Origin of the sequence: Pseudoalteromonas sp. SR41-7 (assembly GCF_014163935.1) — a bacterium.
Lineage (GTDB): Bacteria > Pseudomonadota > Gammaproteobacteria > Enterobacterales > Alteromonadaceae > Pseudoalteromonas > Pseudoalteromonas distincta.
In genome coordinates this window covers 1-24,131 of sequence record NZ_JACJEF010000013.1, presented here as the reverse complement: position 1 = coordinate 24,131, position 24,131 = coordinate 1, and the positions used below count along the sequence as shown (strand labels likewise).

12 protein-coding genes are annotated in these 24,131 nt (G+C 41.2%); 4 read left to right on the top strand and 8 right to left on the bottom strand.

Annotated elements, in window-relative coordinates:
- A partial coding sequence (locus tag H5092_RS15795) for an Ig-like domain-containing protein (RefSeq protein ID WP_182733960.1) occupies window positions 1-7,798 on the bottom strand: 7,798 nt, incomplete at its 3' end.
- Window positions 7,799-8,158: 360 nt separating this feature from the next.
- Between H5092_RS15795 and H5092_RS15790 the strand changes: the two genes are divergently transcribed.
- Window positions 8,159-9,394, top strand: a complete 1,236-nt coding sequence (locus tag H5092_RS15790; RefSeq protein ID WP_182733957.1) for a TMEM143 family protein — start codon at window positions 8,159-8,161, stop codon at window positions 9,392-9,394.
- 77 nt (window positions 9,395-9,471) lie between these two features.
- Here the strand turns inward: H5092_RS15790 and H5092_RS15785 are convergent, their stop codons facing one another.
- The 5 genes from H5092_RS15785 to H5092_RS15765 all read right to left on the bottom strand — a co-directional run bounded on the left by H5092_RS15785 (window position 9,472) and on the right by H5092_RS15765 (window position 16,483).
- Complete coding sequence (locus H5092_RS15785; protein WP_182733955.1) at window positions 9,472-12,609, bottom strand: efflux RND transporter permease subunit; 3,138 nt, start codon at window positions 12,607-12,609, stop codon at window positions 9,472-9,474.
- Between the two features lie 8 nt (window positions 12,610-12,617).
- Window positions 12,618-13,865: an efflux RND transporter periplasmic adaptor subunit gene (locus H5092_RS15780; RefSeq protein WP_182711864.1), complete on the bottom strand. Its 1,248-nt coding sequence runs from the start codon at window positions 13,863-13,865 to the stop codon at window positions 12,618-12,620.
- A complete protein-coding gene (locus H5092_RS15775; protein ID WP_182720520.1) occupies window positions 13,862-15,124 on the bottom strand; it encodes a TolC family protein in 1,263 nt (420 codons plus the stop codon). Before H5092_RS15775 ends, H5092_RS15780 begins: the two co-directional genes overlap by 4 nt.
- 150 nt (window positions 15,125-15,274) lie before the next feature.
- Window positions 15,275-15,583: a hypothetical protein gene (locus H5092_RS15770; protein ID WP_182693098.1), complete on the bottom strand. Its 309-nt coding sequence runs from the start codon at window positions 15,581-15,583 to the stop codon at window positions 15,275-15,277.
- An 81-nt stretch (window positions 15,584-15,664) separates the two neighbouring features.
- Window positions 15,665-16,483 (bottom strand): AraC family transcriptional regulator, encoded by an 819-nt coding sequence (locus H5092_RS15765; RefSeq protein WP_182733953.1) that lies wholly within the window; start codon window positions 16,481-16,483, stop codon window positions 15,665-15,667.
- A gap of 112 nt (window positions 16,484-16,595) precedes the next feature.
- Between H5092_RS15765 and H5092_RS15760 the strand changes: the two genes are divergently transcribed.
- Window positions 16,596-19,682, top strand: coding sequence for a beta-galactosidase (locus H5092_RS15760; RefSeq protein ID WP_182733950.1), 3,087 nt, complete (start codon window positions 16,596-16,598; stop codon window positions 19,680-19,682).
- Between the two features lie 52 nt (window positions 19,683-19,734).
- Here H5092_RS15760 and H5092_RS15755 read toward each other — a convergent pair whose 3' ends face one another.
- Together H5092_RS15755 and H5092_RS15750 are read right to left on the bottom strand one after the other, a co-directional pair.
- Window positions 19,735-20,181, bottom strand: coding sequence for a DoxX family protein (locus tag H5092_RS15755; protein WP_182715585.1), 447 nt, complete (start codon window positions 20,179-20,181; stop codon window positions 19,735-19,737).
- A 217-nt stretch (window positions 20,182-20,398) separates the two neighbouring features.
- Entirely contained in the window at window positions 20,399-21,544 is a 1,146-nt protein-coding gene (locus H5092_RS15750) for an iron-containing alcohol dehydrogenase (RefSeq protein ID WP_002962851.1), read from the bottom strand.
- Window positions 21,545-21,729: 185 nt separating this feature from the next.
- Between H5092_RS15750 and H5092_RS15745 the strand changes: the two genes are divergently transcribed.
- Window positions 21,730-22,626, top strand: a complete 897-nt coding sequence (locus H5092_RS15745; RefSeq protein ID WP_182696153.1) for an AraC family transcriptional regulator — start codon at window positions 21,730-21,732, stop codon at window positions 22,624-22,626.
- Window positions 22,627-22,753: 127 nt separating this feature from the next.
- Complete coding sequence (locus H5092_RS15740) at window positions 22,754-24,127, top strand: IS4 family transposase (RefSeq protein WP_182733947.1); 1,374 nt, start codon at window positions 22,754-22,756, stop codon at window positions 24,125-24,127.
- The last annotated feature ends 4 nt before the right edge of the window (window positions 24,128-24,131 follow it).

Here is a 24,131-nt window from a genome sequence, read left to right as displayed (position 1 = left end):
CACCCGTTGTGGTACCTGTAATTTCAACGTTTACGTTTTCATCATTGCCGTTAATTACGTCATCGTTTGTATCGTTGATATCAACTGTTATTGCAACTGTAGTGTCTTTGGTAAAGCTGGTTTCGATTGTGGCTAAATTGCCTTCAACATCTAGTGCGCTCACACTGGCTGTAATTTCACCATCAGCAAGGCCTGAAATATTAGTGGCATTTATTGCCCACTCACCTGCGCTATTAATCGCGACGTTTTCAACCGTGACTTTATCTCCGTTCACATCGGTAAATACCACAGTGGCTGTTTGGTTAGCATCAGCCTCTTCTATTATACCGCTTACAACTACATCACTTTGCTCTCCAGTATTAATAACAGCGTCATCACCTGTTGCAACATCAATGCTGGTTACAGCGGTTTTATCGTGAGTGGCTGTATCTGTATCGGTTGCTGTATTACCTGCTACATCACTTACTGTGGCTGTGGCGGTTAATTCGCCGTCGTTTAGGTCTGATACATCTGCGCCTGTGATTGTGTACGCTTCATCAGTAACTAGTGCACTGAAAGTTTTAGTATTTGTGCCATCACTAACTACTACGGTAACCGTTTGGCCATCTTCAACACCTAATGCGGTGCCGTTTATGGTTACATTTGTGTTTTCGCCATTGCCGTTAATAACGTTATCGGCTGTATCTTGTATTTCAACGGTTACATTGGCGTTGGTGTCTTTAGTTAGTGTTTCGGTATTTACCGCTTCATTGCCGGCGTTATCAAATACGCTAACACTTACTGTTACGTCGCCATCTGCAAGTGAGCTTATATCTTCGTCACTTACTTCCCATGTGCCATCGGCATTTATGGTTACATTATCAACGGTTACTTTTTTATCGTCTTTATCTGTAAAGGTTACGGTAATGCTGTTTGTTGATTCTACGTCATCAACTTTACCGCTTACACTTACCGCTTCTTCTTCTGCTGCGTTTATTACTGAGTCTTCAAGCACTAGCGTTGTACTGGCTTGGGTGTCTTTTGTAAAGTTGAGGGTGCTTGTTGCTGGATTACCCGCTATATCTTGCGTGCTTACATCTACTGTGTAATCGCCATCTGATAAAACCCGTAAAATAGAGCTATTAAGCTCCCAGTTACCCTGCGCATCTACGGTGGTTGTAGCGGTAAACAACTCATCACCGTTATTGTCTTTTAGTACAATATCAACTTCTTGTCCTGACTCTACATCACTAATTGTGCCACCAATTTTTGCTGTTGCTTGCTCTTGTTCATTAATAAATGCGTCATCACCTACATTTACGTTAATTATGGCTTGGGTATCTTTAACTAATGTTGTGCTATTTACTGCTTCGTTACCTGCGTTATCAAACACGCTTACACTTGCTGTAATGTCGCCATCGGCTAATTCGCTAATATTTGCAGCGGTAACAGACCAATTACCATCACTGTCTAAAACAATGTTTTTAATTGTTTCTGTTTTACCGTTTTGATCGGTAAAGGTAACCGTTATATTGTTGGTTGACTCTACGTCATCTACTTTTCCGCTGAGTGCTACGGCTTCATCTTCGGCTGCATTAATAAGCGTATCTGCAAGCTCTATGGTGGTAGTTGCTTGGGTGTCTTTTATAAATTCTGCACTATTAACCGCTTCGTTACCTGCGTTATCAAATACGCTGACACTTGCGATTACTTCACCATCGGCTAGTTCGCTAATATTTGCAGCGGTAACAGACCAATTACCATCACTGTCTAAAACAATGTTTTCAATTGTCTCTGTTTTACCGTTTTGATCGGTAAAGGTAACCGTTACATTGTTGGTTGACTCTACGTCATCTACTTTTCCGCTAAGTGCTACGGCTTCGTCTTCTGCTGCATTAATTACATTATCGGCAAGTTCTAACGATGTAGTTGCTTGTGTATCTTTATTAAATGTAGTGTTGTTTACAGCTTCGTTGCCTGCGTTATCAAATACGCTTACGCTTACTGCAATTTCGCCATCGGTAAGTGTACTTATGTCACTTGGGTTTATTTGCCAGTTGCCATCGCTATCTACATCAACTTTTGCAGTAACTGAGTTGGTGCCGTCACTAAATGTAACGGTTACTTCTCGTGTAGCTTCAACATCGGTAACTGTACCGCTTATAATTACATTGCTTTGCTCGACTGCATTCACTACATCATCGTTTTCAGCGACTTCTATTGTGGTACTGGCTAGCTTATCGTGCTCGGCAGTGTCGTTACTTGTAGCGGTATTACCTGCTATATCGGTTACAGTAGCTGTTGCGGTTAATGTACCATCATTTAAAGCTGATATATCAGCATCTGTAATTGTATAAGCGCCGTTAATTACTTCAGCAGTAAATGTTTCAGTATTTGTGCCATCACTCACAACTACTGAGACTGTTTGACCGTTTTCAATGTTAGTTACATCACCTGTAATGCTAACAACTGTATTTTCTGAGTTGCCATTAATTACATTATCGCCTGTATCGTTTATATCTACAGTTACACTGGCTAGCTGATCTAATAAAACAGTGTCGTTTGCTGTGGCTGTATTACCCGCTAAGTCTAAAACAATGGCAGTGGCTGTAATTGTGCCGTTATTTAAGCCCAATATATCTACATTTTCAAAACTGTATTGACCGTTAGTAACAGTGCCTATTAATTCAATGTCTGGGTTTTCACCGTCAGATACGGTTACTGTAATTGATTGACCATTTTCTATGTTTTCAACTGCGCCGGTTATGGTTATTTGCGAGTTTTCGTTACTGCCGTTAATAACACCGTCGTCTGTTTGTGCAATATTTAAAGTTACGCTGCTTAGCGTGTCTTTTGTAAAAGTAAGCTCTGAATTTGCAGGGTTCCCAGCTGAATCTGTGACTGCTACAACTGCGTTAATTTGACCTTCGGCTAAGTCAGCAATTTGATCAGTAGTAACTTTCCATGTGCCATTATCGCTAACGATAGCAGTTATTACTTTAGACACACTATTGCTGTCGGTAAGCGTTAATGTAACTTCTCGCCCTTGCTCTACATCTACAGTATTACCCGTTAACACAGCACTCGCTTGCTCTAAGCTATTAATTACTTGATCGTCATCAGGCAGTGCAATATCAATTTCTGCTAGCTTGTCTAATTCAACTGAATCTTGCGCTGTTACAGGGTTGCCTGCTTTATCAGATACGCTAGTTGTAGCGGTTAATGTGCCATCGTTAAGATTGCTTGCATCAATCGGATCGGTCACGTATTCGCCGTTGGTCACTGTTGCAGTTGTAGTTACAGCTGGGTTAACGCCATCGCTAATGCTTACCGTAACCGTTTGGCCATCTTCAACGTCGGTAACCGTACCGCGTACAATAATTGCCGCGCTTTCGCCGTTACCGTTAATTACTGAATCGGCTGTTTTATCAATACTGGTGGTGATGGCAGCCGTGTTATCAAGCTCGACTGAATCTTGTGCTGTTACCGGGTTGCCTGCTTTATCAGATGCAGTCGCAGTAGCGGTTAATGTGCCATCATTAAGGTTGCTTGCATCAATCGGATCGGTCACGTATTCACCGTTTTGAACGGTTGCTTGTACTTCAACTGGTGGGTTAACGCCATCGCTAATGCTTACCCTAACCGTTTGGCCATCTTCAATATCGGTAACTGTACCGCGCACAACGATTGCTTCACTTTCGCCGTTGCCGTTAATAACACCGTCGGCTGTTTTATCAATACTTGTTGTAATAGCTGCGGTGTTATCAAGCTCTACAGTATCTTGTGCGCTTAGCGGGTTACCGGCCTTATCTGACACATTTGCTGTAGCAGTAAGTGTGCCGTCATTAAGTGCGCTTGCATCAATAGATGTTGTAACATATTCGCCATTTGTAACAGTTGCAAAAACTTCTATAGGATCGTTAACACCATCACTGATTGTTATGGTAACAACTTGCCCATCTTCAACGTCGTCAACTAAACCACTCACCACTATTGCGGCACTTTCACCATTTCCATTAATGACACCATCTTCGGTTTTATCAATATTAATAGAAAGTGAAGTTGTATTATCGAGCTCGACTGAATCTTGCGCTGTTACCGGGTTGCCTGCTTTATCAGATACGCTAGCTGTAGCGGTTAATGTGCCGTCGTTTAGATTGCTAGCATCAATTGGATCTGTGACATATTCGCCGTTATTAACAATTGCTTGTACTTCAACTGGCGGCTTAACACCATCGCTAATGCTTACCGTAACCGTTTGACCATCTTCAATATCGGTAACTGTACCGCGCACAACAATAGCTTCACTTTCGCCGTTACCGTTAATAACTGAGTCGGCTGTTTTATCAATACTGGTGGTGATGGCAGCGGTGTTATCTAATTCAACTGAATCTTGCGCTGTTACAGAGTTACCAGCTAAATCAGACGCTGTTGCGGTCGCGGTTAATGTGCCGTCGTTCAATGCACTAGCATCAATTGGATCTGTTACATATTCACCGTTTTGAACGGTTGCTTGTATTTCAACTGGCGGGTTAACACCATCACTGATAGTAACGGTAACCGTTTGACCATCTTCAATATCCGTAACTGTACCGCGCACAACGATAGCGTCGCTTTCACCATTGCCGTTAATAACACCGTCGGCTGTTTTATCAATGTTTGTGGTTATTGCAGCGGTGTTATCAAGCTCTACTGAATCTTGCGCTGTTACCGGGTTGCCAGCTAAATCAGACGCTGTTGCGGTCGCGGTTAATGTGCCATCGTTAAGGTTGCTTGCATCAATCGGATCGGTTACGTATTCGCCGTTGGTCACTATTACCGTTGTGGTTACTGCTGGGTTAACACCATCGCTAATGCTTACTGTAACCGTTTGACCGTCTTCAACGTCAGTAACCGTACCGCGCACAATGATAGCGTCGCTTTCACCGTTACCGTTAATTACTGAATCGGCTGTTTTATCAATACTGGCGGTTATTGCAGTGGTATTATCTAGCTCCACTGAATCCTCAGCGCTAACAGGGTTACCTGCTAAATCAGACACCGTTGCAGTGGCGGTTAATGTGCCGTCGTTCAATGCGCTTGCATCAATAGGATCTGTTACATATTCACCGTTTTGAACGGTTGCTTGTACTTCAACTGGCGGGTTAACACCATCACTAATTGTAACGGTAACCGTTTGACCGTTTTCAACGTCGCTAACCGTACCGCGCACTATAATTGCGGCGCTTTCTCCATTGCCGTTAATAACACCGTCGTCGGTTTTATCAATACTGGTGGTAATGGCAGCGGTGTTATCTAATTCAACTGAATCTTGTGCAGAAATTGGGTTGCCTGCCACATCGGACACGCTGGCGGTAGCTGTGAGTGTGCCGTTATTTAATGCGCTTGCATCAATAGAATCTGTTACATATTCGCCATTTTGAACAATTGCTTGTACTTCAACTGGCGGGTTAACACCATCACTAATTGTAACGGTAACTGTTTGACCGTCTTCAACGTCGGTAACGGTACCGCGAACAACAATTGCGGCACTTTCGCCGTTACCGTTAATAACACCGTCGTCGGTTTTATCAATGCTGGCAGTAATAATTGCTGTATTATCTTGCTCAAAAGAATCTGTAGCTTGCGAAATATTTCCGGCTGAATCAACAACACTTGCAGTCGCTGATATATCACCGTCTACCAATGCTGATATATCAACATCAGATAATTCATAACTACCATTTTCAACGATAGTTGTAACTTCTACTTTATTGCCTGCTGAATCTGTAAAGATAATAGTAACTTCTTGACCATCTTCAACACCATTTACAATACCGCTTAGTGATAATTCAGTATTTTCAGAACTACCATTAATAATGCCATCTTCAGTTTTATCAATTTCTAGGGTAAGAGTACTTTGTGTATCTTTTGAAAAATTAACACTTTGCGTTGCTTCGTTTCCTGCTGCATCAAAAATACTAATTTCAGCTGAAATTTCACCATCAAGAAGTGACTCAATATCGCCGCTAATTTGCCAGTTACCATTTTCATCAACTTGTGTAGTAACAACTACTTGTCCATTGTTACTATCTGTAAATGTAACAGTAACTAACTGTCCTGGTTCAATACCTGAAACAGAGCCGCTTAGAGTTACATTATTTTGTTCCGCACTATTAATAATACCGTCTATATCTTGCGCTATTAAGTTAGCAGCAACCGAGCTGTCGTATTGAGTTTCATCGGAGGCATTTGCTGGGTTTCCAGCAGAATCTTGTGCTGTTGCAGTGGCTGATATTGTTCCATCATTTAATGATGAAATATCAACACCCGTTAGTTCATAAGCACCATTAACAACAATCGCTGTTACTGTGATTGGAGGATTTACACCATCACTTAAAACAACAGTGACTGTTTGGCCATCTTCAATACCACTGACGGTACCTTTAATAGTAACGTTTGTATCTTCTTCGCTATTTATTACACCATCTTCGGTTTTATCTATTTCAACCGTAATCGCAGCCGTTGCATCTTGAGTAATCACTTGCGTAGTTGTTGCGGCATTACCAAGTAAATCTTGAGCTTCGGCCGTTGCGCTAATTTCACCATCATTTAAAGTCGAAATATCAACATCTAATTGATATTGACCATCGATTACGACAGCTTCAACAATAACTTCATTACCCTCTGAATCTTTTAGAATAACTGATACTGTTTGACCGTCTTCAATACCTACGACAGTACCAGTTATATTAACTAAATTTTCTGAACCACTTATTACGCCATCTTCAGTTTCGTTTACTTCAATAGTAATAATCGCGGTGGTATCTTTTAAGAAAGTTTTTTGAATTTGAGTATCATTTCCAGCTTCATCTATAGTGCTGACTAGTAAAGTAAAGCTACCATCTGCTAAATCTATAAATGGCTCAGGACCAATACTCCATTGACCATTAACTACTGTTGCTTCATAGGTTGCAACTACATTCCCTTCAGAATCGATTATATCAACGGTTACTAACTGTCCATCTTGAACATCTATAACTTCACCAGCAATTTCTAATGGAGTATTTGTATTTAAACCATCTTCAAAATCAATAAATATACTTGCTTGCGTGTCTTTAATTTTTGTTTCGCTAGCTGAGTCATCTTCACTGCCGCCGACTAAAGAAACCCTTGCGGTTACTTCACCGTCATTGAGTCCTGTAATATCAATATTTTCTACAGACCAGAAACCATTTTGAACTTCGGTTGTTATTGTTATTTCATTACCGTCTTGGTCGCTCAATATAATTTGAATCAACGTACCATCGGCAACATTTTCAACAGTGCCTGAAAACTCTAAAGCAACAGCATCATATTTATTTATATATATACCGTCACCGCCTAAACGGCCCACGTTAAATACAGGATCTCGCGTAAACTCAATAAAATTTGGATCTTCTTCTTTAGCCGTTGTATCTGGTGTGGTTTCATAACCAGAATCAGGTACTAATTCCTGCGCTTGACGCGAAATTAATTGAAGCACCATTGCTGCTTGGCTTCCATCAACTCGGCTAGTTTGAGTAGCATTATTGTCAACACTGAGTTGTTCAAACGAAGCATTTTGCCCTAAATCTGTAACAAGCTGTGCTATAATATCTTTTGGAACGATAAAATTTTGATCGCTCTCAGGAAATATAAGTTCGTTACCTTCTAGTTCAATAGCGCTACTATTTAATATTGGTAGGTCTCGTAATTCTTCTGGAACTGAGTCAACTTTAACCCAGTCACCATTTTCCATAACGATCCAAATATTATTTAGTAGTTCAACAATTACAACAGCTTGATTTATATTTTCCAAAATAGATCCTAGGCAATTTACAAAATTAGGTTAAATTAAACGACAATTTATTTGTCTTATAATACATGATAAAGCATTATAAAAAACAATTTTAAATTACATTAATTTAACATCGTTATTGCTATATATTTATATATAACCAGTATTACATAATTAACAAACAAGAATAAGTAATTCTTTATCACTAACAAAAAAAACAAAACAAAACTAAATGCTTACTTTAATTCAAAATAAAACATGCTTTATAATTTTTTACTTGTACTACTAACATTTAAATTAAATAGATCGAGCTCAATTAGTTAACAAAGTATAATAATAACGATCTTTAAATTTAATATGTATGAAAGCAGTCAAAAAAATATGCAAAACTCGCGTTTTATTCCGTTCAGAAAGCAAGATATTGTTGATATATGTAGCGAAGAGCTTAATAGCAGCACACAACAGACATCGTTTAAACAGTTTTGTGATTTATTAGTTAGCCTTATTCATTACGACTACCACACGGTACTTGAAGCACTTAAAAATAACTACGCGCCATTTAACCCTAATAGTGATACCCGCATACTTACTCTAGTCTCTGCTGAGCAAAAAGCACAATGCCAACGTGAGTTTGCAAAAGATTTTGCTAAGGTTTTAAATGCCGCTAATTTTGAAGTGATCACCAATGAAGACTTACAAGATGCATTAAATGAAGAGTCACTATTTAAGGTGCGCCTTGAAGTTGAATTTGACGACTTTGAAGAAGTGGTTTTTTATCGTCGTGGCGAATCACAACTTACTGAAACAATAACCAGCTTTTGGGGCTTGCGTAAAAAGCCCCTGCACTTTACCAATTACGACCGCGTTGCGGTGTTTATTCGCTTTAAAGATAGCGCTTATTTTGAAGCTAAAAATAAAACGCCTTTAGGGTTTGAGCCAAGTTCGACCATAGTTAAGCTGTTTCAAAATGTGCCAAAAGCCGATCTCGAAATGCTATTTCCTAACAGTGAAGTACGCATGCGCCCTATTGATAAAGCAATTATTGGCTCATCGGCTTTAATTGGCGGTGCGGTGGTACTTATAACTAAGCTTGGTGCATCAATTTTATTATTGCTTGCTCTGTTTGCTTTTTGGGGTGGCTTTAGAAGTGAAGCTGTCGAAATGACGCAACAACACTTTATTACCTTTGCTATTGGCATGGGGGTATTTGGCAGCTTTATTTTTAAAGAATGGAGTAAGTTTAAAAACCGTAAAATTAAATTTATGAAAGCACTTAGCGATAACCTCTACTTTAAAAACCTTGATAACAACGCCGGTGTTTTTCACACCCTTATAGACGCCGCCGAAGAAGAAGATATAAAAGAAGCGCTGCTTGCGTATACGTTTTTACTAAAATCAGAAATCGGCTTAACCGCCCAAACGCTTGATGAACAAATAGAGCATTGGTTTAAAAGCAAATACCAGTGCGATCTTGATTTTGAAATTAGCGATGCGCTTGAAAAGTTGGAGCGTATGCGCTTAGTAACGTGCACTAATGATGTGTATAGCGCAATAAATTTGGAACACGCAAAAACTATTTTGGATGAGCGCTGGGATAACTTGTTTCAATATAATTAACCTGCAAAGTTTACTTAACAACAAAAAGCAGCTGAAATTTCAGCTGCTTTTTACGTTATGTATTGAGCTTCAACTGGCTAAGCTGCTTGATGCCTATTAAACTTTGCATGCACTAATTTATAAAGTGCAGGCAATATTAATAGCGTAAGTAAGGTTGATGAAATAATCCCGCCTACAACAACCGTAGCCAGCGGCCTTTGTAGCTCAGCGCCGGTGCCAGTATTTAGCGCCATAGGAATAAACCCTAAACTTGCCACTAAAGCGGTCATTAATACTGGACGCAAGCGCGAAAGTGCACCAGTTTGTATTGCATCGATTAAACTAAGCCCATCAGCTCTTAATTGTTTAATAAACGACAGCATAACCACACCATTTAATACCGCGACACCACTTAGCGCTATAAACCCCACGCCTGCCGATATTGATAACGGCATATCGCGTAATAGTAACGCAAGCACACCACCGGTCAGTGCAAGTGGTACGCCGCTAAAAATAATTAACGAATCACGAAGTGAATTAAACGCACTGTAAAGCAGGCCAAATATAAGCAATAAAGTAACTGGCACCACCAGCGATAACCGCTTACTTGCCGATTCTAATTGCTCAAATGTGCCGCCGTATTCAATCCAATAACCACTTGGTAAATTAAGATCTGAATTTAAAGCGGCTTGTGCATCACTTACAAAGCTTGCTAAGTCGCGCCCTTCTACATTTGCAGTAACAACAACATTACGCTTACCGCTTTCGCGGTTTATTTGATTAGGCCCTTTATCAATACTAATATTTGCTACTTCGCCAAGCGGTACAAATGCAAGGTCTGGGTTGGCACTTTTGGGCACGGCCACTGGCAAACGCGCAAGCTGTGATACATCGTTTGACCAGCGCTCATCTAAACGCACTAATAACGAAAAGCGTTTATCGCCTTCATAAATAAGCCCGGTTTGTACACCGCCTACCGCAGCACTTACACTTTGCTGTATATCGGTTACTGTTAAACCTAACAGCGCCATATGATCGCGAAGCGGCGTTACCGAAAGTGTAGGCAAACCTTCCATTTGCTCAAGGCGTACATCAGTTGCGCCTGTAATGTTTTGCACCAAGGCTGTGGCTTTTTCGCCATACTGTTTTAATGTTGATAAATCATCGCCATAAATACGCACCGCAACGTCGGCGCGCACGCCTGCTATTAACTCGTTAAAACGCATTTCTATAGGTTGCGTAAACTCATAATTATTACCTGGTACTTCATTTACTAAATGGCGAATTTGCTTAACCAGCTCTTCTTTACTTAAAGCGGGATCAGGCCATTGTTCGCGCGGCTTTAACATTAAAAAGGTATCGGCAACGTTAGGTGGCATAGGATCGTTTGCTACATCTGGAGTGCCAATTTTTGAAAATACTTTTTCAACTTCAGGTATGTCTAAAATGGCTTGCTCTAGCTCTTTTTGCATTTTTACCGATTGTTCAATACCGGTGCCGGTAATGCGCAGTGCGTGCATGGCTATATCGCCTTCATCAAGCTGCGGTAAAAATTCAGCGCCCATATTTTTAACTTTAAAGCCAAGTGCAATTACAAGCACAGCAGCAATGCTTAACATTACCCAAGGCAACTTAAGCGATAAACCAAGCAGTGGTTTGTAGCCTTTTTTAATAACGCGCATAACCGCATTTTCGCTCTCACTCACCTTGCCACGTACAAATACCGCAATAGCCGCAGGTACAAAGGTAACAGCAAAAATAAGTGCGCCAACTAGTGCGGCTACAACAGTAAATGCCATTGGCTGAAACATTTTGCCCTCTACACCACTAAGCGCAAACAGCGGCAAATACACCAGCATAATAATTAAAATGCCAAACACCGCTGGGCTAAATACTTCTTTAGTAGCGGCGGTTACAACACTTAAACGCTCATTTAATGTAAGTAGCCGGCCATGTTTATGCTGCGCAAGGCCAAGTTGCCTTAAACAGTTTTCAACCACAATTACAGCGCCATCAACTATTAAACCAAAGTCGATTGCGCCTAAACTCATTAGATTACCCGATACGCGATTACCTACCATGCCGGTAACGGCAAATAACATACTAAGCGGAATAACCATTGCCGTAATAAGCGCACCAGTTACATTACCTAATAACAGCAGCAAAATAACAATCACTAGCACCGCGCCTTCGAACAGGTTGGTTTTTACGGTTGCTATGGTTTTATCAACAAGGGTTGTGCGGTCATAAACTGCTTCTACCACAACACCTTCAGGCAAGCTTAGCTGTACGTCTTTGAGTTTATCAGCCATGGCTTTTGCCACTACGCGACTGTTTTCGCCAATTAGCATCATGGCGGTGCCGAGCACGGTTTCTTTACCGTTATAAGTAGCAGCGCCGGTTCTAAGCTCTTTACCTAAACGCACATTTGCTACATCTTTAATCCGTACTGGTGCATCATCGCGCTTAGCAACAACCGTGTTAGCTATATCATCTATGGTTTTTAATTGCCCTGGTGAGCGCACTAAATATTGCCCATCAAAGCGTTCTATAAACCCTGCGCCTTGGTTGCTGTTATTTAATTTAAGTGCAGTAATTACATCGCTTAGCGTGAGCTTATAAGCGAGTAGTTTTTCAGGCACGGGGGCTACTTGGTACTGGCGCTCAAAACCACCTTGGCTGTTTATTTCGGTAACGCCTTTTACTTTTAAAAGCTGCGGACGAATAACCCAATCTTGCAAAGTGCGTAAGTCTTCGGCGTTGTAGGCGGTGCCATCTTCTTTTAACGCATTAGGCGTGGCGTGCACACTATAAGTAAATATTTCGCCTAAACCACTGGCAATAGGACCCAAGTTTGGCTCTACGTTATTAGGTAAGTCGGAGCGAATACTTTGAATACGCTCACCAATTTGCTGACGCGCCCAATAAATATCGGTGCCTTCATTAAAAATAACCGTTACTTGCGAAAGCCCATAACGCGAAATCGAACGGGTGTAATCAAGCTTTGGTATGCCCGCCATAGCGGTTTCAATTAAATAGGTTATACGCTGCTCTGCTTCAAGCGGGGTAAACCCAGGCGCTTTCGTATTTATTTGTACTTGCACATTAGTTATATCGGGTACGGCATCCACCGCTAAATTTTGTGTGTTGTATACACCAAACCCAGCAAATAAAAGCGTGAGCGCAAGCACCATCATACGGCGTTTAACCGCAAAAGAAACTATCCAATCAATCATGCTGCCTCCTAGTGTGAGTGGCTTGCGCCGCTTTTTAAAATATCGGCTTTAATTACATAACTGTTTTGCGTTACGTACTCACTATTTGGCGAAAGCCCCTCAAGTACCTCTACCCACTCGCTGTTTTTAGCACCAAGCTTTACAGGGCGTACTTCAAATACATTGCCGCTTTTAATAAACACACTAGGTTTGCCGTTAAATTCCTGCACAGCTGTAGCCTTTACTCGCACTGCAGCATCTACTTTTGCAGTACTAATGTCGCTATTAACATGCATACCAGGACGCCAATGACCATTAGGGTTTTTAAGCTCGATTCGCGCACGCGCAATATGCCCGCCGCTCATCATCGGGGCTATGTAAAACACCTCACCTTGCGCATTTAAATGATGATGTAAATCGTACACTTTTGCGCTTTGTCCTATGGCGAGCTTTTCAATATTTTCAGGAAAAGCCGAGAGCTCGACCCATACGGTTTCAAGGTTTACTATTTGCATTAATGCGCTATTGGCAAGCTCACCGCGCTTTAAATATTGCTCGGTAATAACGCCTGTAATTGGGCTTTTTATGGTGTAATTTTGCAGTGTTTCGCGGTTGGTTATACTGGCAAGCTTATCGCCTTTTTTAACGTTTTGGCCAATGCTTACAAAGATATCGTTAACTAAGCCGGTATAAGGCGCCATTACTTCAACGGTGCCGTGCGCGGTGGGTGCTATAACACCAAATAGAGTATCTGTTAGTTCAACGCTACCTGCTTTTGCTATCTCGGTTTTAATTCCTGCGCGTTCAATTGCTTGGGAGCTTAGCGTTGCACGCCCTTCTTCTTGCTCATAATGATAATTTATTTCAACGCCTTTATAGCGTGCCATTACATCAAGCTTAAAAGAATGCGGCTCGTTTACGCTCACGGTACTTACTAAATAGTCATCTTCAGCTTTGAAGCGAATAAGCTGTGGCTCTTCACTTAAACGTTGCACGTTTATGGTTACGTCTAACTGGTTTATATCCACAGCTTTATCGTTATTAAACCCATATATTCGCAGCTCGGTATTACCTGCAAACTGGGTTAACTTAAGCTCTAAATCAAGCGCGTTATTGGTTAGTAAAAATCCGCCGTGTGGGCCTTTTTGTGTGTGTTCGTCTTTGTGGCCTTCTTCGTGACCTTTTTCGTGATGGCTATCAGATGCCATAGCCGTGCTACTTAAAAATGGGAGTGTAAATAATTGCGTTATAAATAATGCGATAAGAGTGTTATTCATGATTGATGAGTCTCAATTAAAGGTTGGCCAGTTAAACGCTCAAGGGTAAGCAGCACTTGATATAGCTCGCTATGGATGTTGATAAGTGCGCGTTTAGAATCAAATAAAGCTTGCTGTGCGTCGAGTAATTGCAACACCGATATTTGCCCTTGTTGATAGCTTTTTAAACTTTGTTTTATAAGCGTTTGTGCTTGTGGAATAACTTGCTGTGTTAATAGCTGTGCCTGCGCAGTTTTACCTTGGTAATACGCATACAAAGTGCGTATTTGCTGGCGTAGCTGAACACGTAATTGCCCTTGTTGCTCATTAAGTAGCGTAAGTTGATGCTTTGCAGCCTCAATATTACCGCTATTAGAATTGCTTAATTGCAGTGGCATTGAAAAAGAAAACACCAACGAGCTGGCATCAGTTTGCTGGTTATATCGCACGCCACCACCCAGGGTTAAATCGCTTTGCCCGCTTGAGCGTTGCAGCGACAAATTAGCCGTTTGCTGCATATATTGCTGCTGCAGCAGTGCAAATTCAGGTGCTGTATTTACCGCATCAAGTAGCACTGCTTCACTTTTAACAGCAGCTATTTGTGATAAATCGCCAGCATAGTAATCACTCACTTGCGGCTCTTGCCAAAGCTCGGTTAGAGCTAAGCGCGCACGCTCAAATTCGCTATTTAACATCAGCGTATTTAAATCTACTTGGCTTAATGCATAACGCATGCGGGTTACATCAGCACTTGAGGCTGCACCCGCTTTAGCGCGTTTTTCAATTGCGTTAAGTGCCTGCTTAACGGTGTTTTTACGCTCACTATTTAAAGCAATTAACGCCTGAAATTTAAGTATTTGGTAATAGCGCTCAGCGGTGGTTGCTAAAAGTGCTAACCGAGTATTTTTATACTCAATTGTTTGCGCTTTTATATTGGCAGTGGCGTAATTAATACGGTTTTGGCGTTTATCACCCAGCTCTATTAATTGACTTAAAGCCAGCGTGTACTGCGCCCCCGAAAACGCATGAGAGCCGTGAGTTCCTAAAAAGTTTTCAGCTTCAAAACTCAGCTCAGGATTAGGTGAAAGCGCAGCTTGGGTTTTAAGCGCCGTTAATATTTTTTGATGATACGGGTAGCGTTTAAGTTCAGCATTTTGCTGCTCGGTATTTTTAAGCGCTTGCTTTAGCGTTAATACGTTTTGAGGCTCATTTTTTGCCAAAACGCTCATTGCAGGTAATGCGCACAGTAGCGCCACCAGCATAAGTGGTTTTTTGTTCATATAGCATGTCCGTTTTTTAACAAACAGAGTTGACTTAATCACTACGCCTATTTTAAAAACAAGCGCAATTAAGCAACCTAAATATGTACATAACTAGCCTTATAGCGCACAGGCGCAGGCAGTTATTTACAAAGTGTTTAAAATTAAAAACTAGCTATAAAAATTTGGTGGCGGAACATCTGGTGGATAGTTTAAACCGCTATAGCACGCAGGCAGTGTAGCTTGGCTTTGCTCAGGGCTTATAGAGTGATTTAGCGTACTGTAGTAACCACAGTGGCAATGCTGATGGGCATGTATTTCAGTAGGTGATTGCGCATCTTCATCGTTTACATTTGCTTGAGAATGAACATGCGTAGCATGATCAACTTCTTCTTGCAGATGATACGCCGCCGCATCACAGCTAATAAAGCTGTGCACAAGCACTAAAAGTATCACGACTAAAAAGTAGTTTGAGCGCATTACCTACCTAAAAACTCTAAAATGCAATTTAAGAAATCGCACAATACCTTAAATTTATTCAAATGTAGAGAGCCGCTTACGTTATTTTCTAAATTCACTTGGTGATATACCCGCTGATTTTTTAAACCGTTTAGAAAAATTAAATATATTAGGATACCCCACGTAAGCAGCAATATGGGCAACAGGCCAGCGGGTATTTAGTAGTAAGCTTTTAGCTCGTTTAATGCGTAAATAAATAAGCTGCTGCATAGGGCTTTTACCAAATTGCGCTTGGCATAACCTATGTAAATGCGGTGCTGAGTAATGCACGTGCTCGCACATAACCTCTATAGTCCAATCGAACTGTAAGCGCTCTTCTACCTCTAAAAACAAGCTGGTTAATCTGTTTTGCCCACCTATTTGCGGCTCGCTTTGCAACGTAGTGTTTAAATAGTGGCTTAAAATAGGCATAACACCTTCGCGCAAAGTAGCGTTACTTTCGCTATATAAAAGCTCCATAGCTAAATGTAATGGCGCTAATTGCTGATTAGTTAATACCTTAGCCTGTGCTAAATTTAAATGTTGCCAACGTTTAGTGTTTGCAAGGTTTAGCCAAATCACATCCCACTTTTCGCTTGCTATTTTAACCTCAAAACTTTGCCTTGCAGGCAATATAGCTAAGCTATTTTCAGTTAATGAGTATTGGTTATTAACTGTTTTAAGTGTGCCCTGACCAGCCAAAGTATAAAAAAGAGTGTGTTCAAGCGGGTTAGTACGTGCAACACAATAGTCACCCAATAAATTAGAGCAACCTGCCAGCTCTATTTCAAGGTTTGGCATTTGCGAAAGCGTGGTTAAATCAATAAACCGCTCTGTACACTCTGGGCCAATATCGAGTACATCTACAATAGTGTTGCGCATAATTTAAAATGATAGTTTTGGACAAATAAAAGAGAGCTTTAAGCATAACCCCAACGCATTATTTTAGCTATATTTAAGCCATTATAATTGCCATACATGCAATAGGACACTAATGAACTCACTACAACACATAATTAACCGCCGTGATTGGGAAAACCCAATTTCGGTGCAAGTTAATCAAGTAAAAGCGCACAGCCCACTCAATGGATTTAAAAGCGTTGACCATGCCCGTACTAACACACAATCACAAAAACAAAGTTTAAACGGCCAATGGGATTTTAAATTATTCGATAAACCCGAAGCGGTTGATGGATCACTGCTAAGTGAAACACTAAGCAAAGATTGGCAAAGTATTCCAGTGCCTTCTAACTGGCAGTTACACGGCTTTGATAAACCAATTTACTGTAATGTTAAATACCCATTTGCAGTTAACCCGCCATTTGTACCAAGCGATAACCCAACAGGTTGCTACCGCACTGAGTTTTCTATTACGGCGGATCAATTAGCGCAGCGTAACCATATTATTTTTGAAGGCGTAAACTCGGCATTTCACCTTTGGTGTAACGGTCAATGGGTGGGTTATTCGCAAGATAGCCGCTTACCAAGCGAATTTGATTTAAGCGAACTGTTAGTAGTAGGCACCAACCGTATTGCGGTTATGGTTATTCGCTGGAGCGATGGCAGTTATTTAGAAGATCAGGACATGTGGTGGCTAAGCGGTATTTTTCGCGATGTTAACTTACTTACAAAACCACAAAATCAAATACGTGATGTGTTTATAACCCCAGATTTAGACGCCTGCTACCGCGATGCGAATTTGCATGTAAAAACAGCGATTAATGCACCAAATAACTACCAAGTAGCAGTACAGGTTTTTGATAATGAGCAAGCATTGTGTGAGCCGCAAATTCAAAGTACTAACAATAAACGTGTTGATGAAAAAGGTGGCTGGAGCGATGTTGTATTTCAAACAATTGATATACAAAGCCCTAAAAAATGGACCGCCGAAACCCCATACTTATACCGCTGCGTTGTGAGTCTGCTTGATGATCAAGGCAATACCATCGACGTTGAAGCTTATAACTTTGGCTTTAGAAAAGTAGAAATGCTTAACGGGCAGCTTTGCTTAAACGGCAAACCGCTACTTATTCGCGGTGTTAACCGCCACGAACACCACCCAGAAAACGGCCATGCAGTTACTACCGCCGATATGATTGAAGATATTAAGCTGATGAAGCAAAATAACTTTAATGCCGTGCGTACTGCTCACTACCCTAACCACCCTCGTTTTTACGAACTATGTGACGAGCTAGGTTTATACGTAGTGGACGAAGCAAACATAGAAACCCATGGCATGTTTCCTATGGGGCGTTTAGCTAGCGATCCGCAGTGGGCTGGTGCATTTATGTCGCGCTATACACAAATGGTTGAGCGCGATAAAAACCATGCCTCTATTATTATTTGGTCACTGGGTAACGAATGCGGACACGGCGCCAACCACGATGCTATGTACGGATGGTCAAAAAGCTTTGACTCTTCTCGCCCAGTGCAATACGAAGGTGGCGGCGCAAATACCACAGCAACCGACATTATTTGCCCAATGTATGCCCGTGTAGATACACATGTTGCCGATGACGCCGTACCAAAATATTCAATAAAAAAATGGCTAAGCCTACCGGGTGAAACTCGCCCGCTTATTTTATGTGAGTACGCCCATGCAATGGGTAACAGCCTAGGTAGCTTTGACGATTACTGGCAAGCATTTAGAGAATACCCACGCCTGCAAGGTGGCTTTATTTGGGATTGGGTAGACCAAGGTTTATCTAAAACTGATGAAAATGGTGAGCATTATTGGGCTTACGGCGGCGATTTTGGTGATGAACTAAATGACCGCCAATTTTGTATTAACGGCTTATTATTCCCTGACCGCACGCCGCACCCTAGCCTGTTTGAAGCAAAATACAGCCAGCAGCATTTACAATTTACGCTGCGCGAGCAAACTAAAAATCTATACACCATTGATATATTTAGCGATTACGTATTTAGACACACAGATAACGAAAAGCTCGTTTGGCAGTTAATGCAAAATGGCATCTGTGTTGAACAAGGCGAGCATATACTTAATATTGCTCCGCAAAGTACACACACGTTAACAATTAAAACTAAAACAACGTTTGAGCAAGGTGCGCAATACCACCTTAATTTAGATGTAGCACTAATTAACGACTGTAGCTTTGCAAGTGCCGAGCATGTATTAAACACCGAGCAGTTTAAGCTTATAAATAGTAATAATTTAAACAGTGAATCATTTGCACCAACTACAGAGCAAAGCGCTACAAGTGTTAACGAAACCGACTCTCAACTAAGTATTGAAAACGATAAGTTTAAACTTGTTTTTAGCAAGCAATCAGGGCTTATAGAGCAGTGGTTACAAAACGATACTCAGGTTATTAGTAGCCCACTGGTTGATAACTTTTATCGCGCCCCGCTTGATAACGACATAGGCGTAAGCGAAGTAGATAACCTAGACCCTAATGCATGGGAGGCACGTTGGTTACGTGCAGGTATAGGGCAATGGCAGCGTACATGTAGCTCAATTCACGCAGTTCAATCAAGCGTTGATATACGTATTACTTGTGTATTTAATTATGAATTTAACGGCGTGCTACAAGCAAAAACACAATGGCTATATACACTAAATAATACCGGCAATATTAGCTTAAATGTTGATGTGCACTTAAACGATACACTTCCGCCAATGCCGCGTATAGGGCTAAGTACAACGCTTAACAAGCAAAGCGATACAAAAGTAAACTGGCGTGGTTTAGGGCCTTTTGAAAACTACCCAGATCGCAAAGCCGCAGCACGTTTAGGTTATTACAGCTTGAGCTTAAATGAGCTACATACCCCGTATATTTTCCCAACTGATAATGGCCTGCGTAGCGATTGCCAATTACTGCGTATTAATAATTTAACCGTAACCGGTGCGTTTTTATTTGCCGCCAGTGAGTATTCGCAAAGTATGTTAACGCAAGCGAAACACACTAACGAACTCATTGCTGATGATTGCGTACATGTACATATTGATCATCAACATATGGGGGTTGGTGGCGATGATTCATGGAGCCCAAGTACCCATAAAGAATATTTACTTGAGCAAAAGCAGTACAGTTATTCTTTAACATTATCTGCTGAATAATTTAAACAAAAATAGCGGCCAAATTGGCCGCTATTTTTTTAATTAACACACTCTATTTATTAGCGAGCTTTTTAGCTAATACGTTATCAAGAGAAAAGCTTCCCGCTCCTTGAATTGCTAAAACTACAGTTACTACTAGTAAAGTTAATGCGTATTCATAGCCATTGTTTGCCATAAATAAGCCATTACTAATATGTACGCTAAAAATAGCAATCAGCATAGTAAAGCCGGCAACTACAGCGGCTGGGCGAGTTAACAAACCAATTGCTAATGCAATGCCACCAAAAAACTCAGCGCTACCTGCCATCATTGCTAACCAATAGCCAGGCTCTAAACCAATACTCGCCAACCATTGGCCTGTACCTTCAAGCCCGTAACCGCCAAACCAAGCAAATAGCTTTTGTGCACCATGCGCCGCTAAAATAAGGCCAACTGGTACTCGTAAAATTAATGCTGCTACGCCTGCTTTTGAGCTAAGTAATGTGTTTAGTAATTTCATGAGTTTTAGTCCTGTTTAAATTTATTTAATCGTTAGGTTTTTCCTAACCGTTGAGCACAGTTTACTATCATCATTAAAAAACATTAATACGAAATTTATTGGTTAATTAGCAACGCAGTATTTATAATAATTCATAAAAAAACCGCCAACCCAAAGGTTGACGGTTTTTTATTAACGTATTACTTAGTATATTTAAGTAAGCGCTTAGCTTTGAAAATTAAGCAACCGCTTGCTCTAAAATTTCGCGGCTTTCTTTTAGCGTAATAGCTTGGTTTTCGCCAAGAGCAACCATGCCGTGAGCTTCAAGTTTACCAATAATATTGTCAATAGCAGCGGCTTTATCATCGCCATGTTCAGTAAGCTGGGTCGCTACGTCAAGGCTGTGGTAAAACGCTTCAATTGCTGCAATTGTTTTCTCTGCTAAGTCTTCAGATTGCTCAAGACCAAATACGTTTTTACCCATTTGCTCAAGCTTTGCTTTTTTAACTGCAAATTGGTTACGTAATAAAGAAGGCTGAACAATAGCAAGTGAACGTGCATGATCAACACCGTAAGCCGCTGTAAGCTCGTGGCCAATCATATGTGTTGCCCAATCTTGCGATACACCAGAACCAATTAAACCATTAAGTGCTTGGTTAGCAGCCCACATAAGGTTTGCACGCCATGCATCATCTTGGTTTTCAAAGTTATCACCTAAAGTTTTAAGCGTTCTTAAAAGTGCTTCAGCGTAACCTTCTTGAACTAATGCTGTTTCAGGGAATGTTAGGTACTGCTCACAGGTGTGAACCCATGCATCTACTAAACCATTCACAAGTTGGCGCTGCGGTAATGTTTTCATTACATCAGGGTCCATAATCGCAAATTTAGGAAGTACTTCTGGTGATGCAAACGGTAGTTTTTGCTTCGTTGCTTCTTTGCTCACAACTGAGTTTTGGTTAGATTCAGAACCCGTTGCTGGCAATGTTAATATTGCACCGATTGGTAATGCGCTAGTAATAGTATGCTTACCAGTAGGAATATCCCAACCTTCGCCATCATAAACGGCTGATGCGGCAATGTATTTAACGCCGTCGATTACTGAACCGCCGCCTACGCCTAATACAAAGTCGATGTCTTGTTCTTTACAAATTTTTACTGCTTGGTCTAGCACTTCAATTGTTGGGTTAGCGCCAACGCCCGAAAACTCAACCCAGTCAAAGCCTTCAAGTGCTGCTGCAACTTGGTCGTACACGCCGTTCTTTTTAATTGAACCGCCGCCGTACACTACAAGTACTTTTTGATCTTTTGCGATCAAATCAGATAGTGCCGCAATTTGTTGCTGACCGAATTGGATAAGAGTTGGATTTACGTAGCTAAATTTCATTATTTTGCTCCTAGGTGACGGTTAAATACTAAATAGAATGCTTAGTTACTAGCTAAGCCAAATTTCAATGAGTGCATATTAGTAGCAAAACAAACATAAAAAAAGCCCAATAACTCGCAAAAGCTTGCCTAAAACTATCAACATTGTTATTTTACGCAAAATACACTCAATTAAAGATGCCTTTTATGCCCACCATAGCCAATATGTTGCAACAATACGCCGAGCATAATCAATTACTCAGCTTTGAAGGCACCATGGAAACTATCATTCCAGGCGTGTATTTTCATCGAGCAACTAAAAGCTCGCCGCGCCAGCCGCTTATATATAACTCAGGTATTATTATTGTTGGACAAGGTCATAAAATAATTCACTTTCCTGAACATCAAATAAAATACGGCGCAGGCGACTACTTAGTCCTTGGCGTACCGGTGCCATTAGAGTGTGAAGCATTTACTGATAACGACTTACCCGTTATGGGCATTGCCATAGATATAAACCCTGCAATGCTACACAAACTCGTTAATCAAATAATGCAGCATAAGCCTCTTTCAGCATCATCGTCTTCTGCACAAATTGGCGCAGTACAGTCGGCAACTTTAGATACAGCAATGGAGCTCGTTACTCACCGGTTATTAGCTGTTTTAAATAACCCCATTGAGGCTGACATTTTTGGCGAGGATATAGTAAAAGAATTGGTATATCGCGTACTTTGTGGTCCACAAGGACATACTTTAATAGGGCTTGCTATGCATGATGGGCATTATGCACGTATCGCCCGCACGCTCTCAACTATGCATAGTAGTTATGCCAATCAAATTACGGTTGAAGGGTTAGCTGAAGATGTAAACATGAGCGTATCGTCGTTTCATCGTGCTTTTAGGCAAGTTACGTTTGAATCCCCTCTACAGTATTTAAAAAAAGTACGCTTAGCTAAGGCTAAAGAGCTTATAACCACTAGTGGAAGTAAAGCCAACGAAGCTGCATTAAAGGTTGGCTATACCAGCCCATCGCAATTTAGCCGCGAATTTAAACGCCACTTTAATAAAACACCTAGCGAAGTATTAACTCAGCTACATAGCTAGCCCACAAAAAAGCCACTATAAAAGCTGTCTCTTATACACAAATCCCTGCTAAGAAATTAGCGGGGATTTTTTTGAACTAAATCTCAATGTCATGATCAGATCTTCAAATCTTGTTTGAGGGCACATTATGATTAACGAACATACTCATTGGGCAAAACAACAATTCGGTAAATCGGACTTAGGTGATCCAAGAAGAACAGCGCGTCTGGTAAAGTTAGCATCAACGCTTGCAAATGAACCAGGAAAACCACTTGTAAACATCACTCAATCCCCCGCCGATATGGAAGGTGCCTACCGCTTTATTCGCAACGAGAATATTGACGCAACGGCTATAGCAGAGTCAGGCTTTAAAGCCACGGTTGAACAAGCAAAAAGTCATAACTTATTGCTCGCATTAGAAGACACGACCACACTAATTTATAAACATTCCTCCATTCGAGATGATTTGGGTCATGTCGGACGAGGAGCAAAACAACGAGGCTTGTTAGCTCATAGCGTATTACTGTTTGCGCCAGACACAAAGCAAGTTGTGGGATTAATTGAACAGTCTCCCTGGAGTCGTGATATCAACACGATTGGAAAAAGAGAAAAACACGCGACGACTTCTTACGAAGAAAAAGAAAGTTACAAGTGGGAGTCAGCGTCACGAGCGATGGCAGAGCGGCTGCAAGGACAAATGGCGAACGTGATATCGGTGTGTGACCGCGAAGCGGACATCTACGAATACTTGCAGTATAAACTGACCGAGCAGCAACGATTCGTCGTACGCTCGATGCAAAGTCGTCATATTGAAGAAGGTGAGGATAAGCTCTATGCGTTTGCAAGCGAGCTGATGAGTGCAGGCACCAAACACATCCACATTGCACAAAAAGGAGGAAGAAAAGCCCGAAGCGCAACACTGGATATCACCTATGCGCCAGTGACACTCAAAGCGCCTTACAATAAGAAAGGACGCTCCCTCCCAGTTTACTATGTCGGCAGTGCAGAGAGAGGAAACGCTGAGAACGGCTTAAGCTGGCACCTATTAACCAGTGAACCAGTCACCAGCAAAGAAGACGCCTTAGCTATCATCACCTACTATGAGCACCGTTGGCTTGTAGAGGAATACCATAAAGTCTGGAAAAGTGATGGCACGGATATCGAAAGTTTACGCCTTCAAAGCCAAGATAACATGGAAAGATTGGTGACGATTAATGGCTTTATTGCGACGCGAATATTGCAACTAAAGTTCACCAATGAGCAGCCTGATTCTCCAAGTTGTGAACAACTGTTATCTCCCAAAGCATGGAAGTTATTGTGGTTAAAGAGAATAAAAACACCATTGCCTGAAACTGCTCCAAATATGTCATGGGCGTATCAGGAACTGGCAAAGTTAGGAGGCTGGAAAGATACCAAGCGCACAGGGCGTGCATCTGTGAAAGTGTTATGGCAAGGATGGCTTAAGTTACAAGCCATCCTGGAAGGCTACGATTTAGCAAAATCTCTTGAGTCAGACTTGTGATCAA